The organism is Vibrio lentus (assembly GCF_002875945.1).
Lineage (GTDB): Bacteria > Pseudomonadota > Gammaproteobacteria > Enterobacterales > Vibrionaceae > Vibrio > Vibrio apostichopi.
In genome coordinates this window covers 124,111-144,785 of record NZ_MCZK01000144.1, presented here as the reverse complement: position 1 = coordinate 144,785, position 20,675 = coordinate 124,111, and the positions used below count along the sequence as shown (strand labels likewise).

Below are 20,675 nucleotides of genomic sequence, written 5' to 3'. Positions count from 1 at the left end.
CCTCCTTGTAAATCGACATATTTCCATGTGTATTCTTTTTGACTTCTAGGTCAATAATTATCCATCCTGACCCTGTGGTCAACTATTTATTTACAAAAATGCAACAAAGGGTCTTTGGTTGGGATTGTATACAATTTATATTTTATTTTAGTTCTTTGTTTTATATAGGGTTACTTGGAAATGATTAAGTTTGATGGTGTGAATGATTTTGGTTCTATGTATACAAAATAACGAGGTGCTATGAAGTGCTTTATGGTAAGAGGTGAGGCTGGATTATCCCGACAAGTATTAACGCTCAACCTTGGTTTGGTAAGGGTTTCAGTAAGGTTGGTGTCAGTTTTTAAGCAAGAGATGAAGAATAAGGACATAAAAAAAGAGAAATAAGCGCGAAGGCTTACTTCTCTCCTGTTTTGTTAACAAAAAGCTGTTAACAAATGGTCGTTAACCGAAAATTGTGAACAGTGGGTGTAAATAGTCTGTTCGACTAAGATTTACTCTTAAGCAGATCTGAGAACACGACATGCAGATCGCTCGATGCGGTGCTGCTGTCTAGGTTGAGCTTAGAGCGAATGTGACTTAGGTGCTCGTGCATCAATTCTACCGCTTGTTGTTCGTTGCCAGACTCAATCGCATCAAGCAATCCCGAATGTTCGTCTAGAGAGCAGTTCGAGTGGTTGCCAGTTTCGTATTGAGCGATCAGAAGTGAGGTTTGCGATACTAAACTGCGTTGGAAAGCCAGCAGTGGTGCGTTCTCTGCCATTTCAGCCAGTTTGATGTGGAATTCTCCAGACAAACGTAAGCCAGAGCCGTAATCACCTTGGTCGAAAGCGCAGTTCTCTTTCGCGACTAATTTTCTGCACTCTTCGATTTGAGCTTTAGTTGCGTTTTTAACGGCTAGCTCAGTGATAGCAATTTCCATCACTTCACGTGCTTTAAATATTTGCTTAGCTTCATCCACAGTCGGTGCAGCAATCATTGCGCCTCGGTTTGGACGGATCACCACAACTTGTTCTAAAGAGAGACGCAGCAAGGCACGACGGATGATGGTGCGGCTAACGCTAAAGATTTCTGCTAGCGCTTCTTCGCTTAATTTGGTGGCTGGTGGCAGCCTTTGTTCTAATATCGCGTCGAAGATATGGCAGTAAACAACATCGTCTTGAGTCTGGCCTGTTACTTTCGTTTTTACACCTTTGGAGACAGAATTTTTGAGAGCTGTCATAGAGATAAGGGCCCTTGTTTAGTCGAGTTGGGTAAGTCGAGAATAATTCATGAGAGTTACTCTATATTGTATACATTTATCTATACAATGCCACCGGATGAAAGTGCGATGCACGCTTATTTGTTAATGACTTATAACATTTAGTTTGCAGTGAACTGTGTGCAATCTAGAGCTTTAAGTCATTCGCCCTAAAACTAGACGCGATTATCACCGCAGCTGTACGCAACGATCTGGCTTATTTCGCTTAAGCTACGACCTGATTGCTGTTGCCATTCGTTGAAGGCTTTACCCGCTGCCAGTTGTGCTCGCTTGGTGTTACGACCACTATCGACCACATCGGTACTGCGCAAATGCGCTTCAACGTCAGAAGATAGGATAAAGGTGTCTTTGCCCATTTGGCGTAAGGTGTAAGCGCCAGTATTACCGCCTAGTCGCTTACCGTGTTTTTTCAGGTAATCCCACATTTCATTTGGCAGCATCAGCATTTTTTCGATATTGAATTCAAAGAACACTTCTTCAAATTGCGGCCACTTCTTTCTTACCACATTCCACGAAATACCACATTGGAATACCTTTTCAGTAAAGGCGGCCAACCAACGGTCGTCTGTGATTTGTGACAACTCAGCTTGTGAAAGAGGCGCACGAACAATCTTTTCGAGTTCAGCCGCTCCGCCTTTACGGTGAGCCGCACGTTGATAAATGGTGTCGAATTTTTCTTGGGTCATTGAAGGTTCCAAATTACATCTGTGTAGCCAATGCTTAATGATATGGGGTCAAACCTGGCAATTAAAATCATTCTGTTAATTAAAACGATCGAGCCGAGTAAAACATGCTAGCAGAGCTTTAATTCCATTTGATACAAGGGCCATGTTTTACCATTGAATTCTTTGACGCGTGGTTCTTTGTCTACCACTTGAAAGCCTGCTTTGTCGTAGCAACGTTTTGCACCGATATTCTGTTGAAAGACCGCTAAGCTAATGGTGGTGACATCTGGTATTTGTTTCGCTGCTTCTAATGCACTCTCTATCATGGATTGCCCAAGCCCTTTGCTTCGTTGGTTTGGGTGAATCGCGACTCGGCAGAAACGAAGTTCACTGTCTGACATACGTTGAAACTCCATAAACCCGATCAGCTCTGTGTTATTGCTGCTCGAACTCGGCTCAGATAGTGGACTAGATTCAGAGAAGGTATACAGCTCGACCTGTGGCTCTTGAGAACGTTCGATGATCGAAGCGGCTTTTAACGGCCAACCAAATGTTCGGCCGCCCCACAGTACGTAGTCTTCTAGGGATGTGAACCAAGTGACGATCTCGTCGGCATCGGACGCTTTAAAGCGGTTTATTTCCATATCTTTCTCTCTTCCTTATTGCCTGATTCTTTTTCTAAGCCGCTAAACTTCCGAGCCCAGCTGCTCAAGAAAGCCACGCATGTAGTCGGTGCGCTTGTTGGCCTCTAACTTGGCGGATTCTGTATTCATGGTTTCCGCCAGCTTGAATAGCTTTACGTAGAAATGGTCGACACTGTAATGCTTGTCATCCAAGTCACGATGTTCAGCGAATGGGTCTTCGTGGTTATAGAGTTCTGCGTTAAAGCTCTGACCTACGTACAGACAGCGTGCAATGCCAATCGCACCGAGAGAATCTAGTCGATCCGCATCTTGGACGATCTGTGCTTCTAAGGTTTCTGGCGTGATGTTAGCGCTGTAGCTGTGCGTGACAATGGCATGATGGATCTCATCAAAATAGGACACGGGATAGTCGATAGATTTGAGGAAAGAGATAGCCTTGTCTGCCGCCATTTGTGAGCTTTTGGCTCTGTCTGGGTGATTCTTAGGAAAGGTGAAGCAATCGTGAAGGTAAGCGGCGGGTAGAACGACCTCAAGCTTAGCCTGTTCTTGAGCACACAAAGCTTTGGCGGTTTTGATTACGCGTTTGATGTGGCTGATGTCGTGCGCGGCATCTTGTGTCATCTCTTGCTTTGCAAAATCAAGCAGTTGGCTTTCAAACTTTTCTATCACGTGTCTCTTTCTCCATATGTAGACGTTAACAATTTTGTTGATCACCTGGCATTTATTTCACATCGACTGTAACAGTTTCAAGCGCGAGTTTTTATCTTTTATAAAAGGAATACCAACAAAAAAACCGACTCTGTGAGTCGGCTTAATAGAGAGGCTTGTCTACGTATTTTAGGACGAGACAGATAAAAGCATTACCAACGGTAGTGAGAGCCTAAGCTGCAGCTTGTTGCAGCTGCGCCAACACATGATGCAGCGACGGGCTGATGGTGTGTCCAAGCGCTTTTACTTCGTCACATGGCTCTACTAAATCAGGAATCTGGAAGCTGATCATTTTGGCTGCCATAGAAGCGCGAATGCCGTTGTTTGAATCTTCAAACGCGAGACAAGTTTCAGGCGCAACACCTAGGCGCTCAGCCGCCAGCAAGTAAATCTCTGGGTGAGGCTTGCCGTGAGTCACTTCGCAGCCTGTGCTTAGTGAGGTGAAATACGAATCTAGGCCAGCCAGCTCAAGCTTCTTCTTCGCGATATCAAGCTGAGTTGACGTCGCCACCGCGATTGGAATGTCATTCGACTTTAGCCATTCAAGTAGCTCAATCACCCCATCTTTTACTGGGATTGCTTGGTTTTTAACAATCGCACTGTAACGGGTGCGCCATTCGTTGTTCAGTGCTGGGTAGTCTAGATTTTCACCGTAGCCATTTCTAAAGATCTGTTCGATGGTTTTTGCGTTACAGCCGATGATGCCTAGGTAAACATCCTGCAAAAACGGAACACCTTGTGCGTGACATGCTTCCTCAAAAACCTGCATACAAAGTCGCTCGGTGTCGAGCAGCAGTCCATCCATATCAAAAATAGCAGCTTGAAAATTCATATACGTGGTTCTTTCTGTGTTGTCTTCGTGAGGGCGAGTATTTTGACATAGTGCCTGGAGATAGGCGAGTCAGTGTTCAGTAAGAATATGCCGAATTGTCTTGGTAATATGCTCGTGAGTGACTTGAGTTGTGATTGGTTTTATCTGAAATAATATCGTTCAGTTATGAGTTTAGTGTTTTATAGGCGATACAGATCTAACAGAAACAATTATGATTATTCCACATAACAAGTCTAGGTTTCGGGTCTGGCTTCTTATTACATTTCATAAACTTACAAGCCGGTTAGCGTGACCATAATCTTATAAAAAACAATTAACGGAAGCCTGCAATCAGAGTGTGACCAAGCAATAAGTAAAAGGCTGAACTTACGGACAAAATATAATTAGTCCACATTTTTAGCAAGGTTGCTTATGTTGTATTTTGAGTTTCTATTTTTATTAGTCGTACTTTATATCGGGTCTCGGTATGGCGGTATCGGCTTAGGTGTTGTTTCTGGGATTGGTTTGGTTATCGAGGTGTTTGTCTTCAAGATGCCACCAACGTCTCCACCTGTCACCGTAATGTTGATCATCCTCGCCGTGGTAACATGTGCTTCGATCCTCGAAGCGGCTGGTGGCTTGAAATACATGTTGCAAGTCGCGGAAAGGGTGCTGAGAAAGAACCCGAAACGCGTCACCCTGATAGCACCGTTTGTTACCTACTCGATGACATTCCTATTGGGTACTGGCCACGCGGTTTACTCAATCATGCCTATCATCGGTGATGTGGCATTGAAGAATGGTATTCGTCCTGAACGCCCAATGGCGGCTGCATCGGTGGCGTCTCAATTGGCTATTACGGCATCTCCAATCTCGGCAGCAGTGGTCTATTACCTAGCGCAACTTTCAGATATCCAACACTCGATTACTCTGCTTTCCATTTTGATGGTGACGGTTCCTGCAACGTTGTTCGGCACACTTTTGCTTTCTTTGTATAGCTTGAAACGTGGTAAAGAACTGAACGACGATCCTGAATACCAAGCGCGTCTAAAAGATCCTGAGTGGAAAAAACGCATCGAAAGCACCACCGCGACTTCTTTGGATGAAGTACTGCCAACTTCTGCTCGTAATGCGGTATTGATTTTCCTACTTTCAATTGTCGTGATTGTTATCGTGGCGATGGTGCCAGAGATCAGAACCATCGTAGACGGCGACAAACCAATCAAGATGTCGGTGATCATCCAAATGATGATGCTCTGCTTCGGCGGTATCATCTTGCTGGCGACCAAAACTGACCCACGTGATGTGCCAAATGGTGTGGTATTCAAATCCGGTATGGTGGCAGCGATCGCTATCTTCGGTATCGCTTGGATGTCGGATACCTACTTCCAATACGCAATGCCTCAGTTTAAATCGGGCATCGTGGAAATGGTAACTAATTACCCATGGACGTTCGCACTAGCGCTATTCATTGTATCGGTTGTGGTGAACTCTCAGGCTGCGACTGCACGTATGATGTTACCTGTTGGTCTTGGCTTAGGATTAGACCCAGCACTGCTTATCGGCTTAATGCCAGCGGTGTACGGCTACTTCTTCATCCCGAACTACCCATCAGATATCGCAACAGTGAACTTCGATGTATCTGGCACCACCAAGATTGGTAAGTGGTACTTCAACCACTCATTCATGTCGGTCGGTTTAATCGGTGTAGTCGGCGCATGTTGCTTAGGTTACGCACTGGCACAGATTTTTATCGCTTAATCTAGCTTTCGGTCGCTTAATTAAACTAGCGATAGCGAGATAAGAAACGAAAAACAGCGCCTGAATTGGCGCTGTTTTTGTATTGGAAATCCCTGCAGTTCGCTCTGCCGTTAACTAACCTTACTAACTTTGGTTAAGTGAAAGTGGTTAACGAATCAATAGTAGCTGATGCTAACTTTTTAGGCCTTTACTATATGATCTAGCAAAATCGAAGAAGATCTTTTTGATCGGACTCTGAGCAGGATTGAATGTAATCAACTCTGTACTGATTGTGTCGAGATGATCGTTGATATCGATGATCTTGACGCCTTTTCGATAGTAATTCTTAACCGTTCCTGCATGTAAGCTGATACCAAACCCAGAGCTGACTAAGCCTAAAATGGCTTCGGTATCGTAAGCCTCCTCTACAATATTGGGCATGAATCCAGCATTGCGACACACTCTTTTAATGATCTTGAAAAAATGAGTCCAGTTATTGGTATTTCCTAAAATAAACGACTCATGTCTTAGATCGATAAGGTCTATAGATGGTTTATGTGACAGTGGATGAGAGTCTGGAACGATGGCGATGAGTGGGTCTTGCTGAAAAGGAAATGACGTGATGCCTTTATAGATTAATGGACCAGTAATGAAGCCAAAATCTAAACGTTCTTTTTCTAGAGACTCAATTTGGTCGGCTGAAAACTGATGCATAAGTTCTAGTCGAATCAAAGGGTAAGAATCTTTGAATGCCTTTAGAAGTTGAGGCAATTGACCTGTAATCGCAAAGTTCGTATAGCCAATTCTCAATGACCCTTCTTCCCCTATCTTCACGCGCATCGCACTCTTTTCTGCATCGATTAGCGATAGAAAGGCTTGGTGTGCTCCCGCATGAAATGCTTTTCCTGCGTCAGTCAATTCTACGAGGCGAGTGGTTCGAATAAAAAGAATTACTCCTAGGTCAGATTCGAGTTTTTGTAATGATCTCGATAACGCTGGCTGAGCGATGTTGAGCTTCTCTGCAGCTCTTCGAAAATTCAATTCCTCCGCCAATGCAAAGAAGTGTTTTAGATGCCGGATTTCATAATTCAAACTCATACTCATTCCTAAAAGGTATCAAGATATATCTTTCTGATGCTTTACGGGAATCTATCAAATTATTAACATTCTGGAAACATTAAATTAAAAAGAGAATGATTAATGAACAATGTACTCGTCGCAGCAGATATTTTTTCTTTGGCCGAACAGGGTGAACTATGGGCAGGTCATTTGATTCCTGACCACTCTGTAAATCGTGAGTTGTCTTTTCCTACTATTGCTCCACATAACAAATCTGTCATTGGTGCAATTGAATCTGGTAGTCCAGAAATCGTTAATTTAGCTGTGAGTGCAGCTCGTGAGGGATTCAATAAAGGCGAGTGGTCTAATTTGAACCCAGCGGAGCGTAAAGACGTGATGTACAAGTGGGTTGCACTGCTTGAAAAGCATGCCGAAGAGTTAGCAGCACTCGATTGTGTTGAAGCTGGTAAACCTATCGCTGAGTGTCTTGAAACTGATATTCCAGAAACTATTTCACTTATTAAATGGTACGCAGAAGCAGTAGATAAGCAGTTCGGTAAGGTTTCACCAACCAATGGTGATGCGATGGGGCTCATTGTCAAAGAGCCGATTGGTGTTGTGGGAGCTGTACTACCTTGGAACTTCCCTGCGTTGATGTTTGCATTCAAAGCTGGCCCTGCATTAGCAACGGGTAACTCTGTGATTGTAAAACCTGCAGAGCAAACATCATTGAGCACGTATCGCATGGTTGAATTAGCACACCAAGCGGGCATCCCTGAATCGGCGCTTCTCATGGTCACTGGCCATGGTGAAGACACAGGCCAACCGTTAGGTTTGCACAATGATATCGACATGATTTCTTTTACTGGGTCAACTGAAGTTGGTCGTAAGTTCTTAGAGTATTCCGCACAAAGTAATTTAAAAGAGATCGTTTTGGAGTGCGGTGGTAAATCTCCTCAAATCGTTTTCTCAGACATCCCTGATATGGATGCTTTCATCGATGACATGCTAAACGCTGCATTTTGGAACATGGGTGAAAACTGCAGTTGTGGTTCTCGTTTAATTGTTGAGCGTACTATTCGCGACCAAATTATCGAAAAAATGATCACGAAAATGCGAGATTGGAAGATGGGCGACCCAACTCAGGCTGACACTATTGTTGGCCCAATGATTGAACAAAAACACTTCGACAAAGTGAAAAGCTATCTAGATAAGGCTAAAAGCGAAGGCGCGCAATTGGTTTATGGCGGTACAGCCTCTGATGAGGTCGGCCTGTTTGTTGAGCCAACCATTTTTAGTGATGTGACTGCGGAGATGAGCATCTTCAAAGAAGAAATCTTTGGTCCGATTCTAGCGGTAACGGCCTTTGATACCGAAGAAGAAGCACTCAAGCTTGCCAATGATACTGATTACGGCTTAGCAGCCTCGATTTACACCTCTGACATCTACCGTGCTCAACGCGCAGCGGCAGCTGTGAATGCTGGCACTATCTCGATTAATGGTTTTTCTGAAGGGGATATCAGCACTCCTTTCGGTGGCTTTAAGCAGTCAGGATTTGGCGGTAAAGACAATGGTGTTGAAGCATTTGACCAATACCAACAGACGAAAACTATCTGGTATGTAAACAAATAGCCATTAATACAAAATATAAGAACTGATGCATATGTCGTTATATCGAGGATGATGGCGACATATCGCAGCCATAAATTAAAGGGACGATTTTATGATTAAACCATTTGAGGTTAACCTGAGTGATGATATTTTGTTCAACATTAGAAAAAATGTTGCTGAGTACCAATGGGGTTATATGCCTGACGACGGTGGTTGGGATTACGGTACGAATATCAAATACCTCAAGGAGTTGTGTGACTACTGGGTGAACGAGTTTGATTGGCGTGAACAAGAACGAAAAATGAATAAGTTCTCGCAATTTACGGCTTCAGTTGATGGGATGAATATTCACTATATCCATATCCGCGGCAGCTCTGTAGAACCTCGCCCTCTACTTATTAGTCACGGTTGGCCCGGTTCTGTTGCTGAGTTTCTTGATTTGCTTGAACCTCTTGCTTTTCCTGAGTTGTTTGGCGGCAAAGCAGAAGATGCGTTTGATCTTATTGTTCCTTCTCTGCCCGGTTTTGGTTTCTCTGACCGACCAGAAAGACCAATGGGACCAAGAGCTATGGCTAAGGTACTCAACAGCTTAATGACTGATGTACTTGGTTACGATGATTATCTGGCACAAGGTGGGGACTGGGGAAGCGCGATTTGTAGCTGGCTGGGTCACGATTATGCCGACCACTGTAAAGCGATCCACATCAACTTCCCGACGATGCGTCATATTGATGGCCCTCAAGATGAAGAAGAGCAAGCATGGTCAGATCGCGTAGATAGTGAATCTGTTATGGAGGATGGCTATCGAACTTTGCAAGCAACACGCCCACAGACACTAAGTTACGCTATGCAAGATAACCCAGTTGCGATTGCAGCTTGGATAGTTGAGAAGTTTTACTCATGGTCGGATCTAGACGATGGGGACATTGAAAGCGTTCACAGCAAAGATGAGATGTTAACCAACATCATGATCTATGTGGCGACAGGGACTTTCAACTCTTCCACTTGGATCTACTACGGACGCCGTGAAGAAGGCGGTCGTATATTAGGTGAAAACGGTAGTCGTGTAGAGGTACCGACAGGAGCCGCACTGTTTCCGAAAGAGACACTGGCGTGGCCTCCGAGGAAATACTCAGAACGAATGTATAACATCAAGAGCTGGACGGTTATGGAACGCGGCGGTCATTTTGCTGCAATGGAGCAACCTAAGGCGTTGATGGCAGATATTCAGCAATTCTTCCGCGGCATGTAACTTCGGTTGACTTACAAACTTTGAATTGTCTGTAAATTTTTGGACTGTATTTGGGCGGTGATCTTTCCCTTTTCGCTGAATGTTATTGTGGAAAGACCTCGCTTTGAAACTGATAGGAACACGTATTTGCGTGAGTGAGCAGTAGTAAAAACGTGTTAGATCAATAAAGGATTATTTTATGTCATCATTGTTTTTTCCATACGTAGGAGCCTTTTTTTGGGTCGGTGTATTGCTGTCTTTTGCAGCTTTCCTACGCTCAAGAGTTACCTTCTTTCAGAAAAACCTGATTCCTTCAGCTCTGATTGGTGGTGTGATTGGCTTTGTACTCATGAACTTCGGTTTAATAGGTATGCCAACTCAAGAAGGCTGGAAAGAGATACCAACCAGCGCGTTTGGTGTGTTGGTTTCTCATTTGTTCGTGTTTGGTTTTATCGGTATTGGTTTAATCCAACAAGATGAACCTGAAGCTGACAAAGCTAACTCTAGCTGGATAAGAAGTGGGGCACTTTGGCTTGCTCTGATTTACTGTCTTATCTACGCGATACAAGGGATCACTGGGCGTACTGTTTTTGAACTTTATTCGCACCTTACCTCGGGCGAAATCTTTACTGGCTACGGCTACCTAGTAAGCGTAGGGTTTTCACAAAACCCTGGAGCTGCTCAAGCTATTGGAGGTATCTGGGAAAATGAATATGGCGTACAAAGCGCAAGTACAGTTGGGTTAGCCTTTGGTGCCGCTGGTTTTCTGTTTGCTGTACTCATCGGTATTCCATTTGCCAATCAAGCGATTAAGAAAGGTTGGTTATCTGAAAAGCATTTATCCAGTATGCCGAAGCCGTTATTAACCGGCATCATGGGTAAAGGTAATTCTGAGCCTTGTGCACAATCTACGACTCATAGCGCGAATATCGACACTTTTGCTTTCCATTTTGCTGTGATGTTTGTGCTGTACGGTGCGGGTTATGTTTTCGCTTTGGCATGGGCGACATTCAGTTGGCCTGAGTCAATTGAGAAGGTTAGAGGCCTTGGCTTCGGTATGCTTTATGTTTGGGGCATGCTAGCTGGCGTTATCACGAGAAAGACATTAAGAAAGGTCAAATCGTGTCATGTGTTAGATAACTCTACGACGCGCCGTATTACGGGTACAACCGTTGATTTCATGATTTGTGCGGTGTTCTTAGCGATTGGTATCAACGATATCCAGCAGATCATTGTCCCATTCTTAACGACAACGATTTGTGCGTCGGTGATCAGTTTCTTCGTAATTGTGTGGTTTGCTCGTCGTATGCCTAAATACGGGTTCGAACGTGGCCTAGCGGCATTTGGTTGTTATACCGGTACAGTTGCTTCAGGTTTATTACTGCTACGTATTGTTGATCCTGAGTTCAAATCACCTGCAGCATTTGAGTTGGCAATTATGAACATATTTATTTTGCCAATTGTGCAGATTATCTACATTAACCTGCCATTTGTTCCATCAAGTAACTCGATCATGTTACCTGTATTGACGGTCTATGTAGTGACGATGATTGCGTCTTTGTTCCTACTTGGTTTTGTTAAAAAGCGAGCTTGGTAGCATCAACGGTTTAAGTTCATTTGGACATAAACTAACAATAAAAACAGCGCCTATTTAGGCGCTGTTTTTGTTTGTACTGTTTGGAAGTTCTGATTCGAAACTAGGTTTCGAATTAATAACCCATATTAACGTGGCTCAAAAGACAAAGATTGAATTGCTTCTTCGACAGTCAGGAAGTGGATCTTCATCAGGCACACTTCGGCTTTCTGGAACTCGTGATTTCGAATAAGTTTAGTCACGCTTTCAACCGAATACTGGTTTGCTCGTTTCGCTAGAGACAGTTGATTTGAGTTTGATTGAAGCGAGTAGCTATCGCCTTCAGAATCAATGAGATAATCATCTTCGCCTAAGATCATGTCTGAGCATTCTGCTTGAAAATCGTTCTCGGATGCGACGTAAATAAGTTCATCATCACCGTCGAGTTTTACTAAAGATGGCCAACTGATCATTACTGCCTCTAAATCATGGATGTTGAAGTTTGAGCCTCGACTATAAACAGTTTTGAAGATTGGGTCATCTATTGTCCTATCTGACCAAAACGCTATTTACTTAAAGAGCTACTTGCTCAAAGAGCGGCCTAACGGTGCAAAATAGCCTTGCATCGCATTGTAGATTTCGTCTCGATGTGCGAGATCTGGATAGAGAGGGAACATGTCTGGTTTGGTTGTGCCATCAACTAGGTAACTGTTCTGGATATCTGAGCAGGATTCGATGGCGGATTCAAAGGCTCGAGCCATCATCTCTGTGGGTAGTGAGAAGTAACGGGCAGACGTTGCTTTGTCGGCAATAACACTGCGTGCAACGTAGTCGTGTTTATCCAAGTTGTTGTCGCTGAGTAGTGTGGCATCGAACAGAGACATCAAACTCTCGTTTAATGGGTGAGGTCGCACCTTTCTATCGTGTAGCCAACAGTCACTGGCGAACAAGATGTGTTTTCGAGGGCCTGAGGTGTCACCAATTTCAAAAGCTTTTTCGGCAATATAGTGGTCAAACGCATGCCAAAATTCATGAGCGAGCGCACCTGCGCCGGCGTTCTTAGCGAGCGCTAATTCTCTTTGATTCGGTGCGTAGTGTGCTTGCACGCCTTTTCTGCCGCCACTGCCAAAGGCTAAGCCTAGCGTGCCGCGAAGGCCAATTGCCTCTGGCGGCAAAGCCAAGATGTAAGCCAAGTCTGCAAGCGAGTCGAATATCAGATTCGCGGCTAGCTCCTTCTCTTCTTTCGTCACCCAAGCGCCCACGCGAATGCTGCCCATACCAAAGGTCTGCTTGATGTCCATGAAAGACACCTGATCACCATGGCGATAGTCTGGGCCTTTGCGATTCTTGTATTTAAAGTGAGTTAACTTCAAGGTGTTCCTTGGAAACAGACGTTAGGTTGAGTGATGTATTGTTTTTGACTTATCTCTTTTGAGACAGATCTATTTGAGTCGTGCTTAATGAGCAGTACTTGTGTGAACTGTATTTTAGCAACGAGAGAAAGTTAGCATTTTTGACCGCAACTTTCCGAACAAATTAACCTAAGTTGAGTTCACGTGCTTCCCATGACGTTGGGCTTCCTTCACGAGTCAGCGGAAACAGAGACTTGTCTGGCTTGGCGTAACTCAATCGGTGAAGCCTTTGCGTGACGTGGTAGCTATCGAGCCCTGAAATCGTGACTAAATCTAGCGCTTCTAAATCAAGATAGCCATCCGGCATCACTGCACACTTGGGTGCTTGAATCGTAATAACCTCTCCAATCAGCATCTGGGTTTGATTACTCTCTATTGATATCTGCTCTTTCAAAACCAAGCCTATTTTGAGTGCACTTTCTAATACAAACGGCGCGGGAAACATGTCGTCATAGTAAGGGGTGAGGCCGACGGCTTTGAATTCGGATGCCGACTTTGGATAACGAGCCGAGGTTTGATGCGCTTTTTGAACAAAGTCAGCGCCGATGCTGTTGATGGTGAAGTGTTGAGTTTCTAGGATATTCTCTAATGTGTGGCGACGACTCTCTGCTGGCCGAACTATGAAGCCAAACAAAGGTGGGTTCGAGCCTAGATGAACCACAGAACTTACCACCGCAAGATTTTCTAGCCCTTGTTTATCACAGGTACCAATCAAGTTGGCGCTTTTGAACCCCGATAAGGAGTTAATTAAGCGAGCGCGTTCTCGCTGATCCATCGTTTGGATATCTTTTCTTGAAAGGGTCATGTCCTTCATATCTTATCTTCTTCTCATTTTTTGTTTTCGACGACTTGTTCACTAACCAAATCATATTTACGCGGAAGCACCCCCTAACGATCAGCTGAGCGTGTGCCTTTGCATAGATTTACGTATGTTGACGTCGCTTTACATCACGCAAGCTAAAGTAATGATGTCGTCTTTATGAGTGTTAAAAAATGAAAACAGTTCGCAATATCCTCTGGGCAATGATTGCCATAATGTCAGCCTTTTGGTTTGCGATGGAACCGCAACTTTTCGCTTCAAACAATGTATTTGAATGGCGCTCTGCCATGATTCAGTACTCGGGTATGTTGTCTCTGATGTTAATGTCCATCACCATGGTCTTGGCGATGCGTTTGCCTATGGTTGAGAATTGGCTCAACGGTATGGATAAGGCGTATCGTGTCCACAAATGGTTGGGTATCGGTGGTGTAGCTCTGGGTGTGACACACTGGTTGTGGTACCAGATCCCTAAGTGGCTAGTGACGTCAGGAGTGTTGGCTAAACCTGTTCGTCATGACGGTTCTGGCCCTGAAAGAGCTTTGTCTGGTTGGGAAGCGTGGGTCAATGGGCTACACGGTTTTGCTGAAAATATTGGCGAGTGGGGTTTCTATCTATTGCTTGTCTTACTGGTGGCGTCGTTGTGGGCAGCAGTGAAATACAAACCTTTTAAATTGTCACATCGCTTGATGTCTGTTGCGTATCTTTTGATCGCGTTTCACTCGGTATTACTGCTCAAACATGCCTATTGGGGCCAGCCTATTTATTACCTAACGGTGGCATTTGCTTTGGTTGGGTCTGTCGCAGCGATGTACAGTTTGTTAGGTTTTGTAGGGCGTCGTAATCGTCACTCTGCTGCTGTTTCTTCCACTCGTTACTTTCCACAAACCGAAGTGATGGAGTTGGTGCTAAAGCCCGATACATCTTGGCGAGGCCATAAAGCAGGGCAGTTTGCGTACTTGCGCTTCGGTAATGAAGAACCGCACCCGTTTACACCATTGTTTCGGGTAGCGAAGATTCAGAACTGCGTTTCTTGATTAAAGAGTTGGGTGACTTTACGAATGGTCTTTATGAACGAGTAAATGCGGGCGATGCTGTTACGGTGGAAGGGCCTTATGGTCGACTTGAGTTTGACTTAAGTAAGCCACAAATTTGGATTGCGGGTGGTGTCGGGGTAGCGTCGTTTTTTGCAACGCTTGAAGCGCTCAAAACAGAGAAGACTCACTCTCGCATCGAGCTATTCTATTGCACTCGTGGTGTCGATGAGCATTTGGTGGATGAACTATGGCATCTTGCACATCAAGTTGGAGTGAAGCTGAACGTGATTGATACCTTGCATTCACCTCGATTAAACGCTGAACGCATTGCTCACCAGTGTGGTGATTTAAACGATTATGAGCTGTATTTCTGCGGGCCAGAGCGGTTCTCAACATCGCTTAAAAAAGAACTGGATACGTACAAGTTCAACGTTGACCAGAACTATCACGAAGAGTTGTTTGTGATGCGTTAAAAAGGCCGAGAGAGGTATCAATAGCGTCAAGTTTGGCTCTTTGTTGCGGGGTTGGATCAGCTGTTCGATTTGTCGTTATTGATACCTGCCTACAAGTACTCGTGAAAAAGACAAAACTTGGTCAACTTTTTATTGCAGCGGTTTGCTATTGAGCGATACCATGTACGGCTGTTTTATTGGTAAAGATCGCAAAATGTCAGATGAAAAGCTCGCGCTAGAGTGGATGCGCCAACAAGCGCACAAAATTGATCCGTATGTTATAAATCCATCATTTGATGAGTGTGTCGAACTGCTTGAGCCTGCTTTCAAAAAGGGGAAAAGTGTCGCGCAGCTAAAATATCTATTATCAGAAGCCGATCGTCGAGCGGGGGCTGCCGAGCGTAAACATGCCGCCTTAAAGTTCGCCAAAGAAAAAAGCCCAAAGGCAGGCCAAAACCTTCGCCTTCAAAGCAAGCTCCAGCAAGTGCAGTTAGCGCTAAAGCTAGCAACTGGCGACAACAACATGACCATATCGCAGTTTTGTTCTGAGTATGATGTCAGCAAGCGAGACGGCAACGTAGCGTGGAATGAAAAGCTGGTTGAGCAGAACAAGAAGAAGTGATTTTCGCAATGCCTTGGTCCCTCTCAACTGAGAGCAGATAAGGTTTACTTGCTTAAATACCAGTTTCAAACCCTACCAATAAACGCTGGTCATCTGTATTTCAAAAGCCTGAAAAGCGTCTTCTCTTCTCAGGCTTTGCTAACGGCTAGTGACATCTCTTTTTCGTCTTAACGGTTAACCTCTGCTAAAAGTATCGACGAGTGAATATCAGACGCTAAGGTCGAATGTTATTGAAGCTGACTGTCTGCGTACCATCTCCGGTGTTCTCCAACTCCACCACATCCCCTTGATAGTAATACGGCTCCAATGGAATCTTGCTGTCGGTTGGCCTTGCGTAATGCAAGATTGCGGGTTGGTCTTCAACTTGCTGAGCATACAAATAACCAATTAACGCATGTTCAAATTGGTGATAGCCGTTGCCCCAATGGAAAGCTTTGGTGCGTTTTGGTTCAAGCCCTACGCCGCCGTATTTATGGTCAACCCATACATCATGAAATGTCGGTAGCGTGTATTGCAGAGCTTCTTTCATTGAACCATCGACAAGCGATACCGTCATTGCAGCTTGGTCGAGCTCTGCCCATTCCCATGATGAAGCCCAGTTTGTGTTGGGCCTGCTTTGCCAGCCAGTAATCTCTTGTCCTTGCCATGCCTTCTGAAGCTTGTCGCCAAAGTATTGGGATACATCGACGAACTCTTTTTGATATTGAGCTTGGTCTAAGGTGTGCTTCATCCCTTTCATACCAAACTCTTTCCATTCAGAGTTCTTCAATGTTTGGCCTGTTAGATAAGTCATCCAATACGCTTTGATGGTGTGTCCAAAATCGTTGTGATTGGCGTTCGGCATCATGGCTGCTGTGCTGTGAATCGCACCGTAGAAGCGTTGTTCATCTTCAGAGTGGTAGTGCTCGACCATGGTTTGGGTGAGCCAATTCAGATCATCAAGCCATTTTGTCTTGGTGGGCTCTTTTAGCAAAGGAGCGACTAACAGCATGTAGCCGTTAATCTGATCAAGTTGTGCGACCAATTCACGTCGTGTGGCTTTGCCATCTTCACCGTCAGCAAGTACCCACGCTAGGCCGCTGTTGTCGTTAAGTCGATACTTATCAAAGATAAAAGCTTGTTGGGCGATGAGTGCTTCTTCTACCTTTTTGTCTTGCGTCAGGTAGTAATACATGGCGAGGCCGACCAGCGCATACGCTTGATCTTGAGCCGTTCGCTGTTGCCACTCAAGTCCCGCTTTGCCGTCTTTGGTGAAGCTTATAAAACCGCCATTTTGCTGATCTTCTAAGTGTTCAATAAGGTAGTAAGCCCCTTGCTTGGCAAGCACTAACGCCTGCTTGTCTCCGGTCAGATGGTAGAGCACACCGTAAGCATAGGTTTGACGCGATTTCATACGCGTGAACTCTTTGCCAAAGTGCGGCGTGATCCATCCTTTGTCTAACTCAGGACAAACGTTAGAAACATCGAGGAGTGTTCCATCATCACAGCGGAAAGTGGGGAAGTTGCCTATCGGTTCTCCCTGCGCGCTAGGCATTAACCAATAAGGTGCCAGCCCTTCTGATGCATGATTGATCCAGTCTTCTCCAGAGGGAAGGGTGACATTGGCAGATACAGCGAAACTGGCCACGCTGAGTAATGCGATGGTTGCTCGTAACATTATGTTTATCTTAATGTTTTGAATTTAGTTGAATATAAACAATCAGGTCTGCACATTGTGATTCGGCGATCACAATCGATCAAATTAAAGCGCTTTAGAGGGGAAGTTTAAAGGTCATTGAGTTAATCGAATCTCATTTAGCATTATCCAGAATTCGAATAATTAGTAATGACTATAAATCATTGGATGAATTTTGGTCGCGTTCGTATACTCGGTTCAAACAAAGGATGTTTTTTAAACAATTGAATGTTTCACCTTTACGAAGAGATATGCTCAACATGAAAAAACTTCTATTAGCTTCGCTACTCACTATCAGCACAATGCCTGTCTATTCTCAATCGTTTGATGATACCGACGACATCCTTGTTCGCGCATCACAGATTGAAAATCTTGAGTACAAAATGATGGTGCAGCGTGCCACTCAAACGGCTATTCACTATATGCCTGCCGTTACTCAGATTGATTTTTTGAAAGCAACCCGTCGTGATTTGAATGGCGACTACAATGACGTGGTTTACGTGAACGAACCTTTCGGCTCAGAAAAGGGGTTCCTCACTGCCAATGACACCACAGCTTATGCGTGGGCAACCACAACCTCTAAAAATGGCCCTGTCGTTATTGAAGTGCCAGCAGCAACAGACAAAGTGAATTATTTTGGTTCGGTTGTGAACCAGTGGGAAGTGCCGATCACAGATGTTGGCTATAAAGGTGCTGATAAAGGTGAAGGGGGCAAATATCTCTTCTTACCGCCAGGTTACAGCAACGAGTTTGGTTCGAAGCAAGCGCTAGAAAGCCAAGGCTATTTTGTATTTGAAACCGACACTTATCTGTATGGTTTTTCATTCAGACCATCGTTAACCAATGGTGCGACAGATTTAGATGCGGGTAACTATGCGAAGAAAATCAAAATCTACAATCTTGTTGATGCTGAAAACCCACCAAAGACGGACTACTTAGATGCAACGGAAGTCGCGTATGACAGTCTCCCGTATTACAACGAGACGTTCTTTCAAGACATCAATGACGTTATCCAAGAGAACCCGGTCAGAGCTCAAGACAAGGCGATGGCGTCATTGCTAAAGGATCTTGGTATCGAAAAAGGCAAAAAATTCGACCCAACAGATGAGCAGAAAAAAGCGATACGTGAAGGTGTATTGATGGCTTATGCGCACATGCAATCGAAATTCGTAGAGCCAGATCAGACGGTGAGTGCGTTATGGAAAGATGAAAATGGCAAGCCTCTATCGCAATGGTCTTTCTGGAATTTTGGCCCTCAAGCTCAGCTTGGCTTTCCATTTGTAGATGAAGATGAGGTGTTAGTCGATAAGCGAGCAGCATCGTACTTCTACGTGACTTACTTGCCGAAGCAATTGGGCGGTTCAACCTTTTATCTAACGGGTTTACGTGATTCAAAAGGTGAGATGCTAGATGGCAAAGCGACATACAAGCTTAATGTGCCAGCGGATACTCCAGTCGAAGATTTCTGGTCTGCCATTGTTTACAACATGGAAACTAAGAACTTCGTGAAAGGTGTCGACCGAGTTGGTCTCTCTTCTCGAAACGCGGACTCGATGAAAAAGAATCCAGATGGTTCTTACGATTTGTACTTCGGCCCAGAAGCACCAAAAGGACAAGAGGAAAACTGGGTTCCTACCGGTGGTGAAGATTACTTCTTACTGTTCCGACTTTACCGTCCAACATCGAAGACGTTCTTTAAAAACTGGATGCTTGAAGACATGGAAAAAATCAGTGGCTAACCAGCAATAAACGCTAACCCGTTTCTGGAAATAAATAGCCTAGAGCGTGACACCTAAGCGAAGAATATAAATTGGTGCGGCCTAGGCTATGTGAATCACTTTAGACAAGAGAAACTATTATGAAAAAATCGATTATTGCTACGTTGCTGATTACTTTAGGTTGTTCGTCTTTCGCATTTGCGGAGCCTAAATTTAGCGCACAAGTACCAGAGAGCATCATCACACCAAATAAGGTTGAGTCTACCTATCTAGGTGAACTGAATTATACCGATGGCGCACCGACAGCCGAAACACACACCAAGGTTCAAGATTTTGTTCAGGTATCCAATGCCGTTCGTGTTTTTCTATCCGGTATCCCAGTTGCTTCAATACAAGGATTATTGTTGGGACATGAAAGCATTGGAATGAAGCCGAATCAAACCATCGCAATTTCTGAAGATAATCTAGACGCGAATAGCCTTTGGTTAACAGCGAACACGACCACACCGTATATCACATCAGAAATTGATGTAAGAAATGGCCCAATTATTTTGGATATTCCCACTCTAGTGCTTGGTTTGCTCGACAATGCTGCATTTAAATATGTAGACAGAATTGGTGTGACTCACCCAGACAATGTCGCTAAATCAGGGAAGTACTTTATTCGTCATTCATCATGGAAAGGCGAAGTACCAGAGGGATACATTGAGATTGTCAGTGAAGGCTACCAACACTGGTTATTACTTCGCCTTGTGAGCTATCCAGAAGAGATGAAAGAAAGCATTGAAGCATTAAAAGCGACCACCAAGCTTTACCCGTATGGAGAAGAAGATAAGACAGAGTTCATGAACATTTCAGGTGTCGACTACAACACCATTCATGCAATGGACGCGACGTTTTATGATGAAATCAACGCATTGATTCAATATGAGCCTACGGCTATTTTTGATGCTGAATGGCTGTCGCTAGCCAAAGATATTGGGATAGAAAAAGGTCAGGAGTTTGCTCCTAATAAACGCATGCAGCAAATACTGTCGGAAGCGGCAAAAATAGCAACGGCTGAAGCGCGCTCAACCTACTTTCATCCTAAAGAGGAAATGTTCCGCTACGATGATAGACAATGGTTTACTCCGTTAGTCTCAGGCCATGAATTTAAAGATGAGAATGGTGTGATTGACTCGGACATGCGAGCCACCTTCCACTTCATGGCGACGGGTATTACCCCTGATATGGTGACAAAAACCGTAGGCAAAGGCTCGGATTACTTATTGGCGACACGTGATGCAAACAAGGAAGTACTGGATGGTAGTCAACATTACACGGTGACACTGCCGCCAAATGCGCCAGTAGAGAAATTTTGGTCATTTATGATCTACGATAATCAGACGCGTTCTATGTTAGAAACGGATCAAAAGTCTGCGGGTATTGATGGTTTGAGTGACGGTATTCAGAAAAATGCCGATGGTTCTATCACCATCCACTTTGCTCCCAATGCACCAAAAGGAATGGAAAATAACTGGGTTCAAACGACGGAAGGTAAGGGTTTTAATATCATCTTCCGCATGTATTCACCGACTGAAAAATGGTTTGATAATTCATGGAAGCCAAGTGATTTTATTAAAGTAAACAAGTGATTCTATCA

The 20,675-nt window shown here is 44.3% G+C and carries 17 protein-coding genes and 1 pseudogene; 8 read left to right on the top strand and 10 right to left on the bottom strand.

From position 1 onward, the window contains the following. Positions 1-484: 484 nt before the first annotated feature. The 5 genes from BCT49_RS16755 to BCT49_RS16735 all read right to left on the bottom strand — a co-directional run bounded on the left by BCT49_RS16755 (position 485) and on the right by BCT49_RS16735 (position 4,107). Complete coding sequence (locus tag BCT49_RS16755; protein WP_102436766.1) at positions 485-1,219, bottom strand: GntR family transcriptional regulator; 735 nt, start codon at positions 1,217-1,219, stop codon at positions 485-487. A 194-nt stretch (positions 1,220-1,413) separates the two neighbouring features. After that, on the bottom strand, positions 1,414-1,944 hold the full coding sequence (locus tag BCT49_RS16750) for a 3-methyladenine DNA glycosylase (protein ID WP_102436764.1): 531 nt from the start codon (positions 1,942-1,944) through the stop codon (positions 1,414-1,416). A 107-nt stretch (positions 1,945-2,051) separates the two neighbouring features. Further along, positions 2,052-2,567, bottom strand: coding sequence for a GNAT family N-acetyltransferase (locus BCT49_RS16745; protein WP_102436762.1), 516 nt, complete (start codon positions 2,565-2,567; stop codon positions 2,052-2,054). 42 nt (positions 2,568-2,609) lie between these two features. Further along, entirely contained in the window at positions 2,610-3,236 is a 627-nt protein-coding gene (locus tag BCT49_RS16740; RefSeq protein ID WP_102436760.1) for an HD domain-containing protein, read from the bottom strand. Between the two features lie 211 nt (positions 3,237-3,447). Beyond that, the gene (locus BCT49_RS16735) at positions 3,448-4,107 is read right to left on the bottom strand and encodes an HAD family hydrolase (RefSeq protein WP_102436758.1); all 660 of its coding nucleotides are present in this window, start codon (positions 4,105-4,107) and stop codon (positions 3,448-3,450) included. A gap of 411 nt (positions 4,108-4,518) precedes the next feature. Between BCT49_RS16735 and BCT49_RS16730 the strand changes: the two genes are divergently transcribed. Beyond that, positions 4,519-5,847 (top strand): anaerobic C4-dicarboxylate transporter, encoded by a 1,329-nt coding sequence (locus BCT49_RS16730; RefSeq protein WP_004732879.1) that lies wholly within the window; start codon positions 4,519-4,521, stop codon positions 5,845-5,847. Between the two features lie 171 nt (positions 5,848-6,018). On the opposite strand, the gene BCT49_RS16725 is transcribed toward BCT49_RS16730, so the two are convergent. After that, positions 6,019-6,924 carry a LysR family transcriptional regulator gene (locus BCT49_RS16725; protein WP_102436756.1) on the bottom strand — a complete coding sequence of 302 codons (906 nt, stop codon included), beginning with the start codon at positions 6,922-6,924 and terminating at the stop codon, positions 6,019-6,021. Between the two features lie 102 nt (positions 6,925-7,026). Here BCT49_RS16725 and BCT49_RS16720 point away from each other — a divergent pair, with 102 nt between their 5' ends. The 3 genes from BCT49_RS16720 to BCT49_RS16710 all read left to right on the top strand — a co-directional run bounded on the left by BCT49_RS16720 (position 7,027) and on the right by BCT49_RS16710 (position 11,324). Then, a complete protein-coding gene (locus tag BCT49_RS16720; protein ID WP_102436754.1) occupies positions 7,027-8,517 on the top strand; it encodes an aldehyde dehydrogenase in 1,491 nt (496 codons plus the stop codon). A gap of 91 nt (positions 8,518-8,608) precedes the next feature. Continuing rightward, positions 8,609-9,748, top strand: a complete 1,140-nt coding sequence (locus tag BCT49_RS16715; RefSeq protein WP_004732882.1) for an epoxide hydrolase family protein — start codon at positions 8,609-8,611, stop codon at positions 9,746-9,748. Positions 9,749-9,926: 178 nt separating this feature from the next. After that, positions 9,927-11,324: a sodium/glutamate symporter gene (locus BCT49_RS16710; RefSeq protein ID WP_102436752.1), complete on the top strand. Its 1,398-nt coding sequence runs from the start codon at positions 9,927-9,929 to the stop codon at positions 11,322-11,324. Positions 11,325-11,449: 125 nt separating this feature from the next. Here BCT49_RS16710 and BCT49_RS16705 read toward each other — a convergent pair whose 3' ends face one another. The 3 genes from BCT49_RS16705 to BCT49_RS16695 form a co-directional block, all read right to left on the bottom strand. Next, a complete protein-coding gene (locus tag BCT49_RS16705; RefSeq protein WP_102436750.1) occupies positions 11,450-11,773 on the bottom strand; it encodes a DUF4144 domain-containing protein in 324 nt (107 codons plus the stop codon). A gap of 108 nt (positions 11,774-11,881) precedes the next feature. Continuing rightward, a complete protein-coding gene (locus tag BCT49_RS16700; protein ID WP_102436748.1) occupies positions 11,882-12,673 on the bottom strand; it encodes a CLCA_X family protein in 792 nt (263 codons plus the stop codon). Between the two features lie 163 nt (positions 12,674-12,836). After that, complete coding sequence (locus tag BCT49_RS16695; RefSeq protein WP_102436746.1) at positions 12,837-13,526, bottom strand: flavin reductase family protein; 690 nt, start codon at positions 13,524-13,526, stop codon at positions 12,837-12,839. A gap of 179 nt (positions 13,527-13,705) precedes the next feature. Here BCT49_RS16695 and BCT49_RS16690 point away from each other — a divergent pair. Both BCT49_RS16690 and BCT49_RS16685 read left to right on the top strand, forming a co-directional pair. After that, positions 13,706-15,039, top strand: a pseudogene (locus BCT49_RS16690) (ferredoxin reductase family protein). Positions 15,040-15,232: 193 nt separating this feature from the next. Continuing rightward, the gene (locus tag BCT49_RS16685) at positions 15,233-15,640 is read left to right on the top strand and encodes a hypothetical protein (RefSeq protein ID WP_029223609.1); all 408 of its coding nucleotides are present in this window, start codon (positions 15,233-15,235) and stop codon (positions 15,638-15,640) included. A gap of 214 nt (positions 15,641-15,854) precedes the next feature. Here BCT49_RS16685 and BCT49_RS16680 read toward each other — a convergent pair whose 3' ends face one another. Next, positions 15,855-17,297 carry an N-acylglucosamine 2-epimerase gene (locus BCT49_RS16680; RefSeq protein WP_102436744.1) on the bottom strand — a complete coding sequence of 481 codons (1,443 nt, stop codon included), beginning with the start codon at positions 17,295-17,297 and terminating at the stop codon, positions 15,855-15,857. Positions 17,298-17,575: 278 nt separating this feature from the next. Here BCT49_RS16680 and BCT49_RS16675 point away from each other — a divergent pair, with 278 nt between their 5' ends. Both BCT49_RS16675 and BCT49_RS16670 read left to right on the top strand, forming a co-directional pair. Beyond that, positions 17,576-19,054, top strand: coding sequence for a DUF1214 domain-containing protein (locus BCT49_RS16675; RefSeq protein WP_102436874.1), 1,479 nt, complete (start codon positions 17,576-17,578; stop codon positions 19,052-19,054). Between the two features lie 119 nt (positions 19,055-19,173). Next, positions 19,174-20,667: a DUF1254 domain-containing protein gene (locus BCT49_RS16670; protein ID WP_102436742.1), complete on the top strand. Its 1,494-nt coding sequence runs from the start codon at positions 19,174-19,176 to the stop codon at positions 20,665-20,667. Positions 20,668-20,675 lie beyond the last annotated feature (8 nt).